The sequence below is a fragment of the Pedococcus sp. P2_E4 genome, assembly GCF_056403935.1.
This window is the reverse complement of record NZ_JBFUEO010000003.1, coordinates 94,969-111,393: the sequence shown is the minus strand read 5'-3', so window position 1 is coordinate 111,393 and position 16,425 is coordinate 94,969. Positions and strand designations below refer to the sequence as shown.

General features: G+C 71.4%; 12 protein-coding genes. 8 read left to right on the top strand and 4 right to left on the bottom strand.

The annotated features are described in order from the left end of the window. Window positions 1-2: 2 nt before the first annotated feature. The 4 genes from AC1DV7_RS02885 (at window position 3) to AC1DV7_RS02870 (ending at window position 7,155) form a co-directional block, all read left to right on the top strand. Complete coding sequence (locus tag AC1DV7_RS02885; protein ID WP_477594395.1) at window positions 3-707, top strand: sirohydrochlorin chelatase; 705 nt, start codon at window positions 3-5, stop codon at window positions 705-707. After that, the gene (locus AC1DV7_RS02880; RefSeq protein WP_477594393.1) at window positions 704-1,492 is read left to right on the top strand and encodes an enoyl-CoA hydratase/isomerase family protein; all 789 of its coding nucleotides are present in this window, start codon (window positions 704-706) and stop codon (window positions 1,490-1,492) included. The genes AC1DV7_RS02885 and AC1DV7_RS02880 overlap by 4 nt, the downstream gene beginning before the upstream one ends. Window positions 1,493-1,617: 125 nt before the next feature. Continuing rightward, entirely contained in the window at window positions 1,618-5,172 is a 3,555-nt protein-coding gene (locus AC1DV7_RS02875) for a LamG-like jellyroll fold domain-containing protein (protein WP_477594391.1), read from the top strand. Window positions 5,173-5,274: 102 nt separating this feature from the next. Then, window positions 5,275-7,155: an ABC transporter ATP-binding protein gene (locus AC1DV7_RS02870; RefSeq protein ID WP_477594514.1), complete on the top strand. Its 1,881-nt coding sequence runs from the start codon at window positions 5,275-5,277 to the stop codon at window positions 7,153-7,155. A 4-nt stretch (window positions 7,156-7,159) separates the two neighbouring features. Here the strand turns inward: AC1DV7_RS02870 and AC1DV7_RS02865 are convergent, their stop codons facing one another. After that, on the bottom strand, window positions 7,160-7,957 hold the full coding sequence (locus tag AC1DV7_RS02865; protein ID WP_477594389.1) for an SURF1 family cytochrome oxidase biogenesis protein: 798 nt from the start codon (window positions 7,955-7,957) through the stop codon (window positions 7,160-7,162). 32 nt (window positions 7,958-7,989) lie between these two features. Here AC1DV7_RS02865 and moaA point away from each other — a divergent pair, with 32 nt between their 5' ends. Further along, window positions 7,990-9,036 (top strand): GTP 3',8-cyclase MoaA, encoded by a 1,047-nt coding sequence (moaA, locus tag AC1DV7_RS02860; protein ID WP_477594387.1) that lies wholly within the window; start codon window positions 7,990-7,992, stop codon window positions 9,034-9,036. A gap of 37 nt (window positions 9,037-9,073) precedes the next feature. Here moaA and AC1DV7_RS02855 read toward each other — a convergent pair whose 3' ends face one another. Beyond that, the gene (locus AC1DV7_RS02855; RefSeq protein ID WP_477594385.1) at window positions 9,074-9,286 is read right to left on the bottom strand and encodes a hypothetical protein; all 213 of its coding nucleotides are present in this window, start codon (window positions 9,284-9,286) and stop codon (window positions 9,074-9,076) included. After that, complete coding sequence (locus AC1DV7_RS02850; RefSeq protein ID WP_477594383.1) at window positions 9,279-9,614, bottom strand: DUF3099 domain-containing protein; 336 nt, start codon at window positions 9,612-9,614, stop codon at window positions 9,279-9,281. The genes AC1DV7_RS02855 and AC1DV7_RS02850 overlap by 8 nt, the downstream gene beginning before the upstream one ends. Before the next feature lie 133 nt (window positions 9,615-9,747). Here AC1DV7_RS02850 and fabG point away from each other — a divergent pair, with 133 nt between their 5' ends. Genes fabG through AC1DV7_RS02835 form a run of 3 tightly spaced genes read left to right on the top strand, consistent with a single transcriptional unit; the run spans window position 9,748 to window position 13,512 of the window. Next, window positions 9,748-10,458 carry a 3-oxoacyl-ACP reductase FabG gene (gene fabG, locus AC1DV7_RS02845; RefSeq protein ID WP_477594381.1) on the top strand — a complete coding sequence of 237 codons (711 nt, stop codon included), beginning with the start codon at window positions 9,748-9,750 and terminating at the stop codon, window positions 10,456-10,458. A gap of 41 nt (window positions 10,459-10,499) precedes the next feature. Next, window positions 10,500-11,258, top strand: coding sequence for an enoyl-ACP reductase FabI (fabI, locus tag AC1DV7_RS02840; protein WP_477594379.1), 759 nt, complete (start codon window positions 10,500-10,502; stop codon window positions 11,256-11,258). A gap of 43 nt (window positions 11,259-11,301) precedes the next feature. Further along, window positions 11,302-13,512, top strand: coding sequence for a tetratricopeptide repeat protein (locus AC1DV7_RS02835; protein WP_477594377.1), 2,211 nt, complete (start codon window positions 11,302-11,304; stop codon window positions 13,510-13,512). 9 nt (window positions 13,513-13,521) lie between these two features. Here the strand turns inward: AC1DV7_RS02835 and cphA are convergent, their stop codons facing one another. Continuing rightward, a complete protein-coding gene (gene cphA, locus AC1DV7_RS02830) occupies window positions 13,522-16,392 on the bottom strand; it encodes a cyanophycin synthetase (RefSeq protein WP_477594375.1) in 2,871 nt (956 codons plus the stop codon). Window positions 16,393-16,425 lie beyond the last annotated feature (33 nt).

Below are 16,425 nucleotides of genomic sequence, written 5' to 3'. Positions count from 1 at the left end.
GGGTGGGCCCCGCACCTGACATCGTCCTGCTCGCGCACGGATCGCCCGACCCCCGGCACGCCCAGGGCGTCGAGCAGCTGGCCACGCACGTCCGTGACCGGGCGCCGGGGAGAGCCGTGCACACGGCATACCTCGACCACCACCCGCCCAGCCCGACCGAAGCCGCCAGCGGACTCGGTCCCCACGCGGTGGTGGTGCCGATCCTGCTGACGCCCGCCTACCACGCGGCCGTCGACGTGCCCGCGGCCGTCGAGACCATGAGCCGAGAGTCAGGCGCGACCGTCGACCTCGCGGCCCCCCTCGGTCCGCACCCGCTGCTGCTCGAGGCTGCTGTCGAGCTGCTCGCCGCCGAGGGGATCGTCCCCTCGCCCCGCACGGCGGTGATCCTCTTCGCGGCCGGCTCCAGCGACAGCGCCGCTGTCGCGACCGTGGCGGAGACCATCGCCGCGGCCCACCCGGAGGGCTGGGGGCCCTGGGCCGTCTGTGCCCTGGACGGCGGAGCGTCCCTGGAGCAGGCCCTCCGTGGGCTGCCCGACGACGTCGAGCGCACCGTCGGCGTGTCGTTCATGGTCGCCGAGGGGATCTTGCGCGACCGCATGGCCCAGCAGTGTGGACAGCACGGCGTCACCATGGTCGCGGGGGCCCTGGCGAGGACGGCTGCGGTGGCCGACCTGGTCGTGCACCGGGCCGATAACCTGCCGGCGTGACCCCGGACAGCACCCGCCCGCATCCCCACCTGCGCGTCGACCGCGAGGGCGCCGTCGTCACGGTGACCCTGGACAACGCCTCCAAGCGCAACGCCCAGACCCCCTCCCTCTGGGCCGCCCTGGCCCAGGTGGCATCGGGCCTCGACCCGCTCGTGCGCGTCGTGGTCCTCCGCGGCGAGGGTCAGTCGTTCTCGGCTGGTCTCGACCGAGGCATGCTGGCGCCCGGGGGAGTGCCCGGCGAGCCGGACCTGCTCGCCCTCGCGAACGGGGGGCCGGACTCCGCCGCGGAGGCGATCGAGGTGTTCCAGCGGGGGTTCTCGCTCTGGGCAGAGGTCCCGGCCGTCGTGGTCGCGGCGGTCCAGGGGCACGCCATCGGGGCCGGCTGCCAGCTGGCGCTGGCGGCAGACCTGCGGGTGGTCGCGGACGACGCCCAGCTCGCGATGCGCGAGACCTCGCTGGGACTGGTTCCCGACCTGGCCGGCACCGCGGCGCTGGTGGCCCTCGTGGGGCCGGCGCGCGCCCTGGAGATCTGCGCGACGGGCCGGTTCGTGGGCGCCACGGAGGCGGTCGACATCGGCCTGGCGAACGTCGCCGTGCCACGGGCCGACCTCGAGGCGACCACCGCCGACCTCGTCGCGGCGCTCCTCGCGACGCCGGACGCCGCCCTGCGTGAGCTGAAGCCACTCCTGCGCAGCGCTGCCACCGAGCCGCGCGAGACCCAGCTGCGCCGGGAGCGCGAGGCGCAGAGCCGCCTGCTGCACGGCCTGGGGCGTGCGCTCGGCTGAGGGCCAGGCTGGGGCGGGCTCCGACAAATGGTTGATCCGCCGGGCCCGTCGCCCTCCTACCGTCCTGAGCGTGACGGCCCTCGTGGGGTCACTGGATCGTGGATGCTCTGGAGGAAGGACGCCCGATGACCCTTGGCGGAGGACGTCCGTTCCAGAGAGGTCGCCGGCTCCTCGTCGGTGCGCTCACCTTCGGCGTGGTGGCGGCGTCAGCCGCGGTGGCCGTGGCTCCGGCAGCGACCGCCGCGTCCTTCGGCCTGGTCGCCGCCTACTCGTTCAACGAGGGCTCGGGCACTGCGGCGCTCGACGCCTCGGGGCAGGCCAACCACGGCACCACGGCATCGACGGCCTGGACCACGGCCGGCAAGTTCGGCGGGGCCCTCACCTTCAACGGGTCGTCGTCGCGGGTCACCGTCCCGGACGCCCTGTCGCTGCACCTGACCAGCGCGATGACGCTGGAGGCCTGGGTGCGACCGACCGCGGTCTCGTCGGCCTGGCGTGACGTGATCTTCAAGGGCAACGACAACTACTACCTCAACGCCACGTCGACGAACGGCTCGCGGCCCGCGGCGGGCGCGCTCTTCTCGGGAACCCACGGCGAGGTCTACGCGCCGTCCGCGCTGACCGTGAACACGTGGGCGCACCTGGCCTCGACCTACGACGGCAGCAGCCAGAAGCTCTACGTCGACGGGAACCTCGTGGCCAGCCGGGCCCAGAGCGGGCCGATCACGATCTCGAGCAACCCGCTCGAGATCGGCAGCGACCACATCTACGGCCTGTACTTCGCGGGGCAGATCGACGAGGTCCGGGTCTACGACACGGCCCTGAGCCAGGCCCAGGTACAGACCGACATGAACACCGCCATCGGCGGGAACTCGGGGGACACCGAGGCGCCGACGGTGGCGATCACGGCTCCCTCGGGTGGTGCCCAGGTCTCGGACATCACCACGGTCACCGCGTCGGCGTCCGACAACGTTGCAGTAACAGGGGTCCAGTTCTTCGTCGACGGGACGTCCGTGGGCACGGAGGACGCCGAGGCGCCGTACCAGCTGCAGTGGGACACCAGGACCGTGACGAACGGCTCGCACAGCCTCACGGCCCGCGCCCGTGACGGCGCCGGCAACATCAAGCTGTCCACCGCGGTCACCGTCGCCGTGGCCAACAGCAACGGTTTCCACAACGACATCCTCGCGACGGGCTTCACCCTGCCCACGACGATGGAGTTCATGCCGGACAATCGGCTCCTCGTGGCGGAGCTGGGCGGCACGATCAAGGTGCTGTCACCGCCATACACCCAGGCCTCGCCCACACCGTTCCTGACGCTCACGAACGTCGGCACGGCGGGGGTTCAGCAGGGGATCTACGACATCGCCCTCGACCCCGCCTTCGACACGAACCACTACTACTACGTCTTCTACACACTGGGCAGCCCGAACCGCGACCGACTGTCACGCTTCACCGCCAACGCAGCACTGACCGGCACAGTGACGGGCAGCGAGTTCGTGCTGTACCAGGACCCGCAGGACGCCGACACGGAGCACCACGGTGGCGCGATCATGTTCGACAACGCGGGCTTCCTCTACTACACGACCGGCGAGCACTTCATCCCCGAGCTGTCGCAGCAGCTGAACAACCCCCGCGGCAAGCTTCACCGGATCAACAAGGACGGGACGGTGCCGACGGACAACCCGTTCTACGACGGCGCCGGGCCCAACATCGACTCGATCTGGTCGTACGGGCTGCGCAACCCCTTCCGGGCCTTCCACGACGTGACGACCGACCGGATCTATCTCGGCGAGGTCGGCGGCAACGACGCCTCGACGGCCATCGAGGAGCTCAACCTCGCGGCTCGAGGGGCCAACTTCGGCTGGCCGAACAGCGAGGGTGCGTGCGCCGCGCCGTGCGTGAGCCCGGTCTACAGCTACGCCCACAACGGGCGGGACGCGTGCATCGTGGCCGGGTTCATCTACCGCGGCACGCAGTTCCCCCAGGCCTTCCGCGGGTCGCTGTTCATCGCCGACTACACGCAGAACTGGATCCGCAGCCTCACGCTCAACGCCGCCGGTGCAGCCACGGGCGTCACGAACTTCGAGCCGCCCGACGGCAGCGTCGACGGGCCCTACGGCGACATCGTCGACCTCAAGCAGGGTCCCGAGGGCTCGCTCTACTACATGGACCTCGGCTACTCCGACGAGGGCGGCACGTTCGGCGTGAGCAGGCTGCGCCGGATCAGCTACTCGAGCTCGAACCAGGCCCCGGTCGCGGTGGCCTCCGCGACGCCCACGTCGGGCACCGCCCCGCTCGCCGTGCAGTTCTCCAGCACCGGGTCGAACGACCCCGAGGGCGTTGCCCTGACGTACTCCTGGACCTTCGGCGACGGGACCACATCGACGGCGGCCAACCCGTCCCACACCTACTCCTCGGGCTCGTACACGGCTCGGCTGACCGTGTCCGACGGCACCAGCCAGACGACGTCCTCTCCCATCACGATCACCGTGGGCAGCCCGCCGACGGCGACCGTGACGGCGCCCACGGACGGTGCGACCTTCGCTGCCGGTGACGTCATCACGTACACCGGAACGGGCACCGACCCTGACGACGGGACCCTGCCCGCGAGCGCCTTCACGTGGAACATCGACTTCCTCCACGACGGGCACGTCCACCCGGGCACCCCGATCACGGGGGTCAAGAGCGGGACCTTCACGGTGCCGACGTCGGGCCACGACTTCAGCGGCAACACCAGGTACCGGATCACGTTGACGGTCAAGGACTCCAGCGGGTTGTCGTCGACCTCGCAGGTGACCGTCTTCCCGCGCAAGGTCAACCTGTCCTTCGCCACCGCGCCCGCCGGTCTCACGCTGTACCTCGACGGCATCGCCAAGGCGACCCCGTTCGTCTTCGACACGCTCGTGGGCTACCAGCACTCGGTGGAGGCCCGGACGCAGACGTCAGGTGGTACGACCTACACGTTCTCGTCGTGGTCGGACGGAGGGGCTGCGACGCACACCATCACCGTGCCGACGTCGAACGCCTCGTTCACCGCGACGTTCGCGGCACCGTCGCGGCCCCTGCCGGTGGCGGCCTACAGCTTCAACCAGGGCAGTGGCACCCAGGTCCCGGACTCGTCCGGACAGGCCAACCACGGCCAGCTCGGCACCGCGACGTGGAGCACCGCCGGAAAGAACGGCGGGGCGCTGGCCTTCAACGGGACGACGTCCCGCGTGACCGTCCCCGACTCGGCGTCCCTGCATCTGACCACCGGGATGACGCTCGAGGCGTGGGTCTTCCCCACGAACACGACCAGCACGTGGAAGGACATCGTCTACAAGGGTGACGACACGTTCTACATCACCTCGAGCTCGCCCAACTTCCGGCCCGCCGTGGGCGTCCGGACCACCGGTGCGCCGGTCGACACCTTCGGGACGGCGCAGCTGCCGGTGAACACGTGGTCCCACGTGGCCGCGACGTATGACGCGACGACGGTCCGCCTGTACGTCAACGGGGTCGAGGTGGCCACCCGCGCCAAGACGGGCAGCCTCATGGCCTCGACCCAGCCGCTCGAGATCGGCGGAGACCACATCTACGGTTCGTACTTCACCGGGCGCCTCGACGACGTCCGGGTCTACTCCTCGGCGCTCACCGCGGCACAGATCCAGCAGGACATGGCGGCGGCGGTGGGGTGAGTCCAGGGGTGTCGGTGCCCTCTGCCACGATCAGGCGGTGGGAATGCGTGATGACGCCCTGGACGTTCTCCCGCGTGACGCACCGAGGAGGACCACGTGAGCATGCACGGCTGGATGGCCATGCGGTCGTTGACCCAGGACGGCACGGTCAAGGACCGCAAGCTCGCCCCCGGCACTGCTCGCCGGGTGGCTGGCTACGCGCGCCCGTTCCGCCGCGAGATCGCCGTGTTCCTCGTCCTGGTGGTCATCGACGCGGCCATGGTCGTGGCGACGCCGCTGCTCCTCAAGGAGCTCATCGACCACGGCATCACGCCGCGCAACCGGGGCCTCGTGGTCAGGCTGTCCCTGCTGGTCGCGGGCATCGCGGTGGCCAACGCGCTGCTCGGTCTCGTCCAGCGGTGGTACTCCGCGCGCATCGGTGAGGGGCTCATCTACTCGTTGCGCGCCGAGGTGTTCTCGCACGTGCTGCGGCAGCCCATCGCCTTCTTCACCCGCGCCCAGACCGGCGCCCTCGTCAGCCGGCTCAACAGCGACGTCATCGGGGCCCAGCAGGCGTTCACGTCGGTCCTGTCGTCGGTGGTGAGCAACGTCGTCTCGCTCGCCCTCATCATCGGGACGATGGCGACCCTGTCGTGGCAGCTCACGCTCGCGTCGCTCGCCCTGGTCCCGTTCTTCCTGCTTCCTGCCCGGTGGATGGGCCGCCGCCTCGCCGGGCTGACGCACGCCCAGATGGGGCTCAACGCCGACCTCGGGTCGCGCATGACCGAGCGGTTCAACGTCGCCGGTGCGCTGCTCGTCAAGGTCTTCGGCGACCCCCGTCGTGAGGACGCCGAGTATGCCGAGCGGGCCGCCGGAGTGCGCGACATGGGCGTCCGCATCGCGATGAACCGCAGCATCTTCTTCGTGGCGCTCACGCTGGTCGCGTCCCTCGCCACCGCCATGGTCTACGGGTTCGGCGGCCTGATGGCCGTGGACGGCACCCTCACCGTCGGCACGTTGCTCGCCCTCACCGCCCTGCTGGCCCGGCTCTACGGGCCGCTCACCTCGCTGTCCAACGTGCGCGTCGACATCATGACGGCGCTGGTGTCCTTCGAGCGCGTCTTCGAGGTGCTCGACCTGCAGCCGCTGATCACCGAGCGCCCCGGTGCCCGGCCCCTGCCCGCCGGACCCATCTCCGTCCAGCTCGACGGGGTGGCCTTCCGCTACCCCTCGGCCGACGAGGTCTCCCTCGCCTCGCTCGAGAGCACTGCAGCCGGCGACCGCAAGGGCGGCGGCGTGGTGCTCCGCGACATCTCCTTCGAGGTCGAGCCCGGGCACCTCGTGGCGCTCGTCGGCCCCAGCGGCGCGGGCAAGACCACCATCACCAACCTCGTCGCCCGGCTCTACGACCCGTCCGCCGGGTCGGTGCGGGTCAACGGAGTCGACCTGCGCGACGCCACCCTCGCGTCAGTCCACGAGCGCGTGGGGGTCGTCACCCAGGAGGCCCACCTCTTCCACGACACGATCCGCGCCAACCTCGCCTATGCCGACCCTGACGCGTCCGAGCAGCAGATGGTCGAGGCGCTCAAGGCCGCCCAGGTCTGGCCGCTCATCCGGGCCCTGCCCGAGGGGCTCGACACGGTCGTCGGCGACCGCGGCCACCGGTTGTCCGGTGGTGAGAAGCAGCGGCTCGCCCTGGCCCGCCTGCTGCTCAAGGGTCCGGGTCTCGTCGTGCTGGACGAGGCGACGGCCCACCTGGACAGCGAGTCCGAGGCGGCCGTGCAGCGGGCCCTCGACGGGGCCCTCGAGGGCCGCACCGCGCTCGTCATCGCCCACCGGCTGTCCACCGTGCGCGGCGCTGACCAGATCCTCGTCGTCGACGACGGGCGGATCGTCGAGCGGGGCACCCACCGCCAGCTGATGGAGCTCGGCGGGTTGTACGCCGACCTCTACACGACGCAGTTCGCGGACCAGGAGAGCCAGGCCACCGACGTCCCCGCGTGAGCGGTCAGCCGTCCTCCTCGTCCCAGATCCGGACCTTGGCGGGTCTGCGGTCGCGCCCGGGGGAGCCGGCAGCGTCCTGCCCGTCGAGGTGCTCGCGGCGAGCACCGAAGAAGACCAGCACGAACCCGAGCACCATCGCGCCCCACCACTGGAAGGCGTACGCCTGGTGGGGGCCGAGTCCGGTGTCCGGCGCTTCGAGCGCTGCCGGCCGGGCCGGTGCCGTGCCGTCCGGCAGCCGCTCCACCTGCAGCACGACGTACCCGCCCACGAGGGGCTGGCCGACCTGGCGGGCGGCCTCGTCGGTGTTGACGCTGGCGAGCTGTCCCGCCGGCAGGTCCCGGCCGAGCGACGCCTCACTGCGTCGGGCCCACCCGGTCAGTGTCACCGGCTGGGGAGGCGCGGCAGGGAAGCGCGGCAGGGTCTCGGCAGTGGCGGCGTTCGGCACCCAGCCGCGATCCACCAGGACCGTCTGCCCCGTGTCGGTCGTGAAGGGTACGAGGACCTCGTAGCCGTACGTCCCGTCGAACGGCCGGTTCCGGACGAGGAGCGTCTCGTCCACGGCATACGACCCGTGGGCGGTGACCCGCGTCCAGTCCTCGGCGAGCGGCAGGGGGCCAGGGCCCATCACGTCCCCCAGCGGACGCGGGGTCGCGTCGTAGTGCGCGGTGATGCGGTCGGCCCGCTGGGACTTGGCCTCGTAGCGGTGCCACTGCCACTGGCCCAGGAAGAACGCGAGCACGGCGAACGCCGCTGCACCCGCGAGAGCGCCCAGCCATCGCCGCGATATGAGCACTCTGAGCACCGGATCACGGTACCCGGCTTAGGCTGGGTCCCATGACCGGCCTTCCCTTCCCCAGCGTGCGCGGCACCGCCCGCCCGCCCGAGGGCCTGCCCGGTATGCCGGACCAGCTCGGGCGGGTCGCCCGTGACCTGCGTGTTTCGGTGACCGACCGGTGCAACCTGCGGTGCCGCTACTGCATGCCGGCGGAAGGACTGCCGTGGCTGGCCAAGCCCGAGATGCTCAGTGACGACGAGCTGGTCCGGGTGATCGGGGTCTTCGTCGGGCTCGGGATCACCCAGATCAGGCTCACCGGCGGAGAGCCCCTGCTGCGCCGGTCGCTGGTCGACGTCGTGCGGCGCATCGCCGCCCTCGAGCCGCGGCCACGGATCGCCATGACCACCAACGGAATCGGCCTCGACCGGCTGGCCCAGCCGCTGGCCGACGCAGGACTCGACCGGGTCAACGTCAGCCTCGACACGATCGACCCGGCCGAGTTCGCCGACCTCACCCGCCGCGACCGCCTCCACGACGTCGAGGCCGGTCTCAAGGCGGCTGCCTCCTCGGGGTTGGCCCCCGTCAAGGTCAACGCCGTGGCGATGCGGGGGATCAACGACCACTCGGTCGCCGACCTGCTCCAGTGGTGTCTCGACCGGGGTTACGAGCTGCGCTTCATCGAGCAGATGCCGCTCGACGCACAGCACGGCTGGGACGCCTCGACGATGATCAGCGCCGCCGAGGTCCGCGACCGGCTGGGGGAGCGGTTCACCCTCACCCCGATGCCGGAGGGTGACCGGGGCAGCGCGCCCGCCGAGCGGTTCCAGGTCGACGGCGGCCCCCACACCGTGGGCATCATCGCCAGCGTCTCGGCCCCCTTCTGTGCGGCCTGTGACCGCACGCGGCTGACCGCCGACGGGCAGGTGCGCAACTGCCTGTTCTCGCAGCGTGAGACCGACCTGCGCGGACCGTTGCGGGCCGGTGCGAGCGACGCGGACCTCGCCGACCTGATCCGCGGGGAGATGTGGCGCAAGGCGCCCGGCCACGGCATCGGCACTGCCGACTTCGTCCAGCCGGACCGCCCGATGTCCGCCATCGGCGGCTGAGACCCCGCCTCGGCAGCGGGGCTCAGCGAGTCGGGGCTCAGCCAGCCGTCGGGGGGATGGCTTCCGCGGTGACGGTCTCCTTGAGGAAGCCGCGCACGGACAGGAAGCCGCCGAGTGACTCGCGGTGGTCGTCGCAGGCGAGCCAGACCTTGCGCCGATCAGCGGTGTGCAGCGACGGGTTGTTCCACAGGTGCGCCCATGTGGCGGCGCTGCGGCACCCCTTGGCGCTGCAGACCAGGTGCTCAGGCACCGGGCGGCCGGTCGATCTCGTGGGGAGGCTGCTGCTCCGGCGTCACCGGGGCGGCGACGCCCGAGGGGCGCGGGCGGACCGCGTTGGCCAGCACGACGGCGACGTAGGGCAGCACGATGGCGGCCAGGGCCAGCGACCCCCAGACCCACCACGGGGCGCCTTGGCTCGCGGCCACGACGGCGCCGATGAAGCTCACGGTGCGGATGCCCATCGTGACCAGGTAGCGCCGGATGCGAGCAGCCTGTTCGTCGGCCAGCGACTCGGGGGCCGAGGTCACCGACTGCACCGCGGGGGCCTGCTCGCGGTGGTGACGGTGGTGTCTCGGCATGTGTCCACGATAGGCCGCTGCGGATGCGGTGTACCCATGGGTAGTCGATAGGGTCCGGAACACGAGCTCCCGGGGATCCGACCGGGACCGACCGAGCACCCGACAAGGGACCCGACCGACCACGGAGGAGTGCATGGCAGGCCGCAACGTGCTGGTGACCGGAGGCAACCGGGGGATCGGCCTGAGCATCGCCAGGGCCCTCAGCGAGGCGGGGGACCACGTCGTGGTCACGCACCGCTCGGGTGAGCCGCCCGAGGGCTTGCGCGGGGTCAGGTGCGAGGTGACGGACTCCGCGTCCGTCGACCAGGCGTTCACCGAGGCCGAGGAGATCCTCGGTGGTCCGATCGAGGTCCTGGTGGCCAACGCCGGCGTCACCCGCGACACCCTGCTGATGCGGATGAGCGACGAGGACTTCGACACCGTCATCGACACCAACCTCGCGGGCGCGTTCCGGTGTGCCCGGCGGGCCGTCAAGGGCATGATCCGGCTCCGCAAGGGGCGGATCATCTTCATCTCCAGCGTCGTCGGCCTGTACGGCTCACCCGGCCAGACCAACTACTCGGCCAGCAAGGCGGGCCTGGTCGGCCTTGCCCGCTCGATCTCCCGCGAGCTCGGCGGCCGCGGCATCACGGCCAACGTCGTGGCACCGGGGTTCATCGAGACCGACATGACCGCCGAGCTGCCCGAGGACCGCAAGAAGGCCTACCAGGCCACGATCCCGGCCGGACGGTTCGCCCAGCCCGAGGAGGTCGCCGCAGCGGTGCGCTTCCTCGCCGGCGACGACGCCGCATACATCACCGGCGCGGTGATCCCCGTCGACGGCGGCCTCGGCATGGGGCACTGACCCCACCCCCTCCCTGCACCCGAGCGAAAGAGACACCCACCATGCTGCTTGAGGGCAAGAAGCTCCTGATCACCGGCGTCCTCATGGACTCCTCGATCGCATTCCACGTCGCCAAGATCGCCCAGGAGCAAGGCGCAGAGGTGGTGCTGACGAGCTTCGGGCGGACGTTCAAGATCACCCAGACGATCGCCAAGCGGCTGCCCACGACGCCGCCCGTGATCGAGCTCGACGTGACCAGCCAGGACGACCTCGACAGCCTTGCCGACCGGCTGGGAGAGCACGTCGACCGGCTCGACGGGGTGCTGCACTCGATCGGGTTCGCGCCACAGGGCGCCTTCAACTTCCTGGAGGGCACCTTCGAGGACGTGTCGACGGCGATGCACGCCTCGGCCTACTCGCTCAAGTCCCTCGGCGTCGCGGCGCTGCCTCTCATGCACCAGGGCGGGTCGATCGTCGGTCTCACCTTCGACGCGAAGTTCGCCTGGCCGGTCTACGACTGGATGGGCGTCGCCAAGGCAGCCTTCGAGTCGACCAACCGCTACCTGGCCCGCGACCTCGGCCCCAAGGGCATCCGCTGCAACCTCGTGGCGGCCGGCCCGATCCGCACCACGGCGGCCAAGTCCATCCCCGGCTTCCAGACCTTCGAGGACACCTGGAACGAGCGCGCGCCGCTCGGCTGGGACGTCAACAACGCGGTCCCGGCGGCGCAGGCCTGTGCGGCCCTGCTGTCGGACTGGTTCCCCGCCACGACGGGCGAGATCCTGCACGTCGACGGCGGCGTGCACGCGATGGGCCAGTAGGTCGGTTTCGGCGACGCTGCCCAGCCGCGGCTAGGCTCGCCGCATGACGTCCGAGACCGCCACCGACCCCGTCGTGTCGCCCGCAGTCACCGTCTCCGAGGTGCGTGTCCTCGAGGGCCCCAACCTCTACTTCGCCAAGCCGGCGATCAAGGTGAGCCTCGAGCTGCCCGGCTACCTGGACATCGACGAGGCCACCCTCACGTCCTTGGCCAAGAAGCTCGGGATGCGGTCGGCGCGGCCCGGGGCGCCGGGCACCGAGCAGCGACAGCGGTTCGTCATGCGGCTGGTCGAGCGGGCCGTCCGCGGGGTCGCCACCGCCAGCGGGACCACCCGGCTGGGCGTGCGGGTCCGGCCGGCCAGCGCCCCTGAGGGCGTCGTCGTCGCCTTCGTCTGGCGTCGCCGCACCAGGGCGCGGGCCCTCGGCCACGCGATCGGCCCGGTGCTCCAGTCCTGGCTCGACGGTGAGGACGCGACTGCCGAGCAGGGCGTCGTCGTGAGCCAGACCGAGCCGGGCGACAAGCCGTCCATCCTGCGACCGACGATCCCCGTCGCCTCCATCACGGGCACCAACGGCAAGACGACCACGACCCGGTTGCTCGGGCACATCGGCATGACGGCCGGGCTCAAGACCGCGTGGTCCTCGACCGACGGCGTCGTCGTCCAGGGCGAGATGGTCGAGCCGGGGGACTACTCCGGCCCGGCGGGGGCCCGGGCGGTGCTGACCACCCCGGGCGTCCAGCTCGGCATCCTTGAGACGGCCCGCGGCGGGATGCTCCTCAAGGGCATGGGCGTCACCCACAACGACGTCAGCGTCGTCACCAACGTCTCTGCCGACCACCTCGGGCTCCAGGGCATCGACACCGTCGACCAGCTCGCCGAGGTCAAGGCCATCGTCACCAAGGCCACCCGGCCCCGCGGCTGGGTAGTGCTCAACGGCGAGGACCCGCGCGTCTGGGCGATGCGCTCGGGCATCAAGGCCCGTCCGTGGGTCTTCGCGCTCCGGTCCGACGCTCCGGCGATCCGCGAGTCGCTCGACCAGGGTGGCCGGGCGATCACCGTCCTCGACGGGTTCGTCACCGTCCTCGAGAACGGCCAGGACCCTGACCGGCTGGTCAGCATCGACGACGTCCCGGCGACGCTCTCGGGGTTGAGCCAGCACAACATCGCCAACGCCCTGGCCGGCGCCGCCGCCGCGATCGGCCTCGGGCTGCCGCGGTCGGCCGTGGTCGAGGGCCTGAAGACGTTCGCGCCCGACGCGACCCAGAACCCGGGTCGGATGAACACCTACACGCTGCGCCGCGAGGACGGCTCCGCGATCACGGTGATCGTCGACCTCGCGCACAACGAGGCCGGCCTCGATGCCCTCATGGACGTCGCGCACGGGCTCAAGGCCCCGGGTGGCCAGGTGCACCTCGGCCTGGGGCTGGCCGGCGACCGTACCGACGACCTGCTCGAGGTGATCGGCGAGGTGGCCGGTCTCCGCGCGGACCGGGTCGTGGCGGCCCACAAGGAGCACTACCTGCGAGGCCGCACCATGGATGAGCTCGAGGGCCACCTGCGTGCCGGGCTGGCCCGCGTCGGCGTGGCGGACATCGAGTCCTACGAGACCGAGCTGGCCGGCCTGCAGGCACTCGTGCCCGGTGCCGTGGACGGTGACGTCGTGGCGCTCATGTGCCACGCCGAGCGGCGCCAGGTGGCGAGCTGGCTCGCCGAGCAGGGCGCCACCGCCGACACGGCCCAGGACATCCGCGCCAAGGTGGTCGCCGCCAGGGGCGAGCACGAGTTCGAGTCGCAGATCTCGGCCCTGTGGCTGCTCGAGGACGACGAGGCCCGGATCGCCGCGGCGACCAGCCTGCGCAGCCAGCGCCCGCAGGACCCGCGACTCACCTACGAGCTGGCGAGCACACTCGACGCCGCCGGCAAGGAGGCCGACGCGATCACGCTCTACCGAGACGCCCTCGCAGCAGGACTGCGGGAGCCGCACCGGCACCGTGCCCGCATCCAGCTCGCCTCCAGCCTGCGGGTCACGGGACAGGCCGACACGGCATACTCGCTGCTCACCGACCTGGCCACCGAACGTCCGGGCAGCGCGGCCGTGGCCGCGTTCCGCGCCCTCGCCGCGGTCGACAGCGGCCGGGCCGGCGAGGCCGTCGCCGACCTGGTCGACGCGCTGCTGCACCACTCCGGTGACGAGGACTCCCAGTCCTACCGCCGTGCGCTGCACGCGTATGCCGCGGAGCTGCGCGAGCGCTGAGTCGCCCCGTCAGGCGGGGGTGGGCTCCTCCGCGGGCGCCTCGACGACCTCGGCCACTTCGGCGGCCGCCTCGTCGCCGGACACCTGGGCCTCCGACTGCAGCTCGGTCGGGTCGAGGTCGGGGTCGCCGAGGCCCTCGCCGCTGTGTGACCCGGCCTGGGCCGAGTGGGTCATCTGCTCGAGCTCGGCGAGCACCTGGGCGTGGTTGTCGACGCAGAGCACGACGACGTCACCCGGGTTGGCCCGCGCCATGCAGTGACGGACCGCGTCGACCTCGTCGAGCACGAGCTCGATCTGACGGCAGCGGACGCCCTCCTTGCCGATCTCGCCCTGCGCGCCCTCGACGACGAGGGCCGCGGTCTCACCGGCCGGTCGGCCGCGCAGCCGCTGGTCCTCGCGGACCACGACGACGTCGAAGTGACGGGCTGCGATGGCCCCGAGCTCGCGCATGTCGTCGTCGCGCCGGTCGCCCGCCGTCGCGATCATGCCGATGCGCGAGATCTTGCCGAGCTCGGACTGGCCGGCCTTCTGGGCGGCGTAGCCGTCGACGAACTCGCCGAGCACCCGCATGCCGGGGGCGTTGTGGCAGTAGTCGACGAAGACGTCGACGTTGTGCACGTTGACGAGGTTCATGCGTCCGGGGGAGAGGTAGTAGCTGGTCGTGAAGGTGCGCAGGCCCTGGCGGATCTCGTGCAGGCCGGCCCCGGAGGCGAAGGCCGCGCCGGCTGCTGCCATGGCGTTGGCCACGTTGAACTTCGCGGTGCCGCCGAAGGTCGAGGGCAGCAGGTGGGTCCACGCGAGCTGCATCGAGCGGCGGCCGTGCTTGATGACGATCATGTCGCCGCGGTCGGTCGGCTCGAGGACCACGGCGCGACCGCCACGACGGCAGTGGTCCTCGACGAACTCGCGGACGCGCGAGCCGGGCGGCTGCAGGGAGAACCAGACGATGCCGCCGGAGCACCGTCGCCGCATCTTGCGGACGAGGTCGTCGTCGGCGTTGAGGACCGCAAAACCGTTGCGGGGCACGGCTTCCACGACGACAGCCTTGACGTCGGCGAGCTGTTCGAGGGTGTCGATGCCCTTCATGCCGAGGTGGTCCGGGGCGACGTTGGTGACGACGGCGACGTCGTTGCGGTCGTAGCCCAGGCCCTCGCGCAGGATGCCGCCACGGGCGACCTCCATCACCGCGAAGTCGACGCGCGGGTTCTGCAGGACCATCCGCGCTGAGCGCGGGCCGGAGGCGTCGGCCTTGTAGACGAGCCGCTCGTCGATGACGATGCCGTCGGTTGAGGTCATGCCGACCTTGCGGCCGATCCCCTTGAAGATGTGGGCGATCATGCGCGACGTCGTCGTCTTGCCGTTGGTGCCCGTGACCGCGACGATCGGCACGCGTGACGGCGAGCCCGGCGGGTACAGCAGGTCGACGACCGGCTTGGCGATGTACTGGGGCTCGCCGACCGTGGGATGCGTGTGCATGCGGAACCCGGGGGCGGCGTTGACCTCGCAGATCGCGCCGCCGGTCTCACGGACGGGCGAGGCAATGTCCGGGCAGATGAAGTCGATGCCGGCGACGTCGAGCCCGATCATCCGGGCGGCCTCCTCGGCGATCTCGATGTTGTCCGGGTGCGCGTCGAACGTGCGGTCGACCGAGATCCCGCCCGTCGACATGTTGCCCGTGAGCGCGAGCTTGACCATCTGGTCCTGCGGAGGAACCTGGTCCATCTCGTAACCCTGGTCGCGGACCAGCCCGATGGCGGTGTCGTCGACCTTGATGCGGGTGAGGACCTTCTCGTGGCCGACACCACGGCGCGGGTCGGAGTTCGTGATGTCCACCAGCTCGGCCACCGTGTGGGTGCCGTCGCCGACCACGTGGGCCGGGACGCGCTCGGCGATGGCCTGCATCTTGCCGCCGACGATCAGGCAGCGGTAGTCGCGCCCGGTCACGAACGACTCGACGATGACGTAGCCGCGGCGCGACTCACCCTCCGCGATGTGGAACGCGGCGCGCACGTCGTCGTCGGACTGCAGGTCGAGGCAGACGCCGCGACCGTGGTTGCCGTCGAGCGGCTTGACCACGACAGGGAAGCCGATCCGCCTCGCAGCGGCCGCGGCGCCGTCGGCGTTGCGCACGGTCTCCTGCTTGGGGACCGGGAGGCCGGCCGAGCCGAGCAGCCGGGTCGTCATGTCCTTGTCGCTGGCGATGTCGACCGCCAGGGCGCCGGTCTTGGACGTCATCGTGGCCCGGATGCGCTGGGCGTGGACGCCCTGGCCGAGCTGGACGAGCGAGGCGCCGTTGAGGCGGATGTAGGGGATGTCGCGCGAGACGGCCTCCTCGAGGATGGCCGCCGTCGACGGGCCGAAGGCGGCCCGCTGGGCCCGACGCAGGAACAGGTCGAGCTCCTCGGCGAAGTCGAAGCCCTCCTCGGCCCGGACGAGGTGGTTGACGAGCCGGACCGCCAGGGTGCCCGCCGCCATACCCACGGTCTCGTCGTTGTAGTCGTAGATGACGTTGTAGCGGCCGGGCTGACCCTTGACCGCACGGGTCTTGCCCCGCCGCAGGTCGTGGCCGGCCTCCTGCTGCAGCTGGAGGGCCACGTGCTCCGAGACGTGGCCCAGCCAGGTGCCCTCGTGCATCCGCTCGACGAAGCCGCCCTTCACGCCCCGTGAGCAGGTGTGGTTGGCGAGCCCGGGCAGCAGCTCGACGAGCTGGTCCGTGAAGCCGTCGAGGGTGTCCGTGGGATAGCCCTCGAGGACCCCGAGGTCCACGACGAGGTGGATCGCGGGGTTGTAGGACCAGATGTTGCCACCGCGGTAGATCCTCGACTCGACGATGCGCAGCTCCGGGGCTGCGGGTCCGGTCGGGGTGGGGCGCTCTGCCATGCGGATCTCCTCGCGGTGGGCCGTGCGGGGGTG

Excerpts from the sequence above, each read along its gene's own strand:
- AC1DV7_RS02875 (WP_477594391.1), top strand. The coding sequence starts at position 1,618 with ATGACCCTTGGCGGAGGACGTCCGTTCCAGAGAGGTCGCCGGCTCCTC.
- AC1DV7_RS02870 (WP_477594514.1), top strand. The coding sequence starts at position 5,275 with ATGCACGGCTGGATGGCCATGCGGTCGTTGACCCAGGACGGCACGGTC.
- moaA (WP_477594387.1), top strand. The coding sequence starts at position 7,990 with ATGACCGGCCTTCCCTTCCCCAGCGTGCGCGGCACCGCCCGCCCGCCC.
- AC1DV7_RS02850 (WP_477594383.1), bottom strand. The coding sequence starts at position 9,614 with ATGCCGAGACACCACCGTCACCACCGCGAGCAGGCCCCCGCGGTGCAG.
- fabG (WP_477594381.1), top strand. The coding sequence starts at position 9,748 with ATGGCAGGCCGCAACGTGCTGGTGACCGGAGGCAACCGGGGGATCGGC.
- fabI (WP_477594379.1), top strand. The coding sequence starts at position 10,500 with ATGCTGCTTGAGGGCAAGAAGCTCCTGATCACCGGCGTCCTCATGGAC.
- AC1DV7_RS02835 (WP_477594377.1), top strand. The coding sequence starts at position 11,302 with ATGACGTCCGAGACCGCCACCGACCCCGTCGTGTCGCCCGCAGTCACC.
- cphA (WP_477594375.1), bottom strand. The coding sequence starts at position 16,392 with ATGGCAGAGCGCCCCACCCCGACCGGACCCGCAGCCCCGGAGCTGCGC.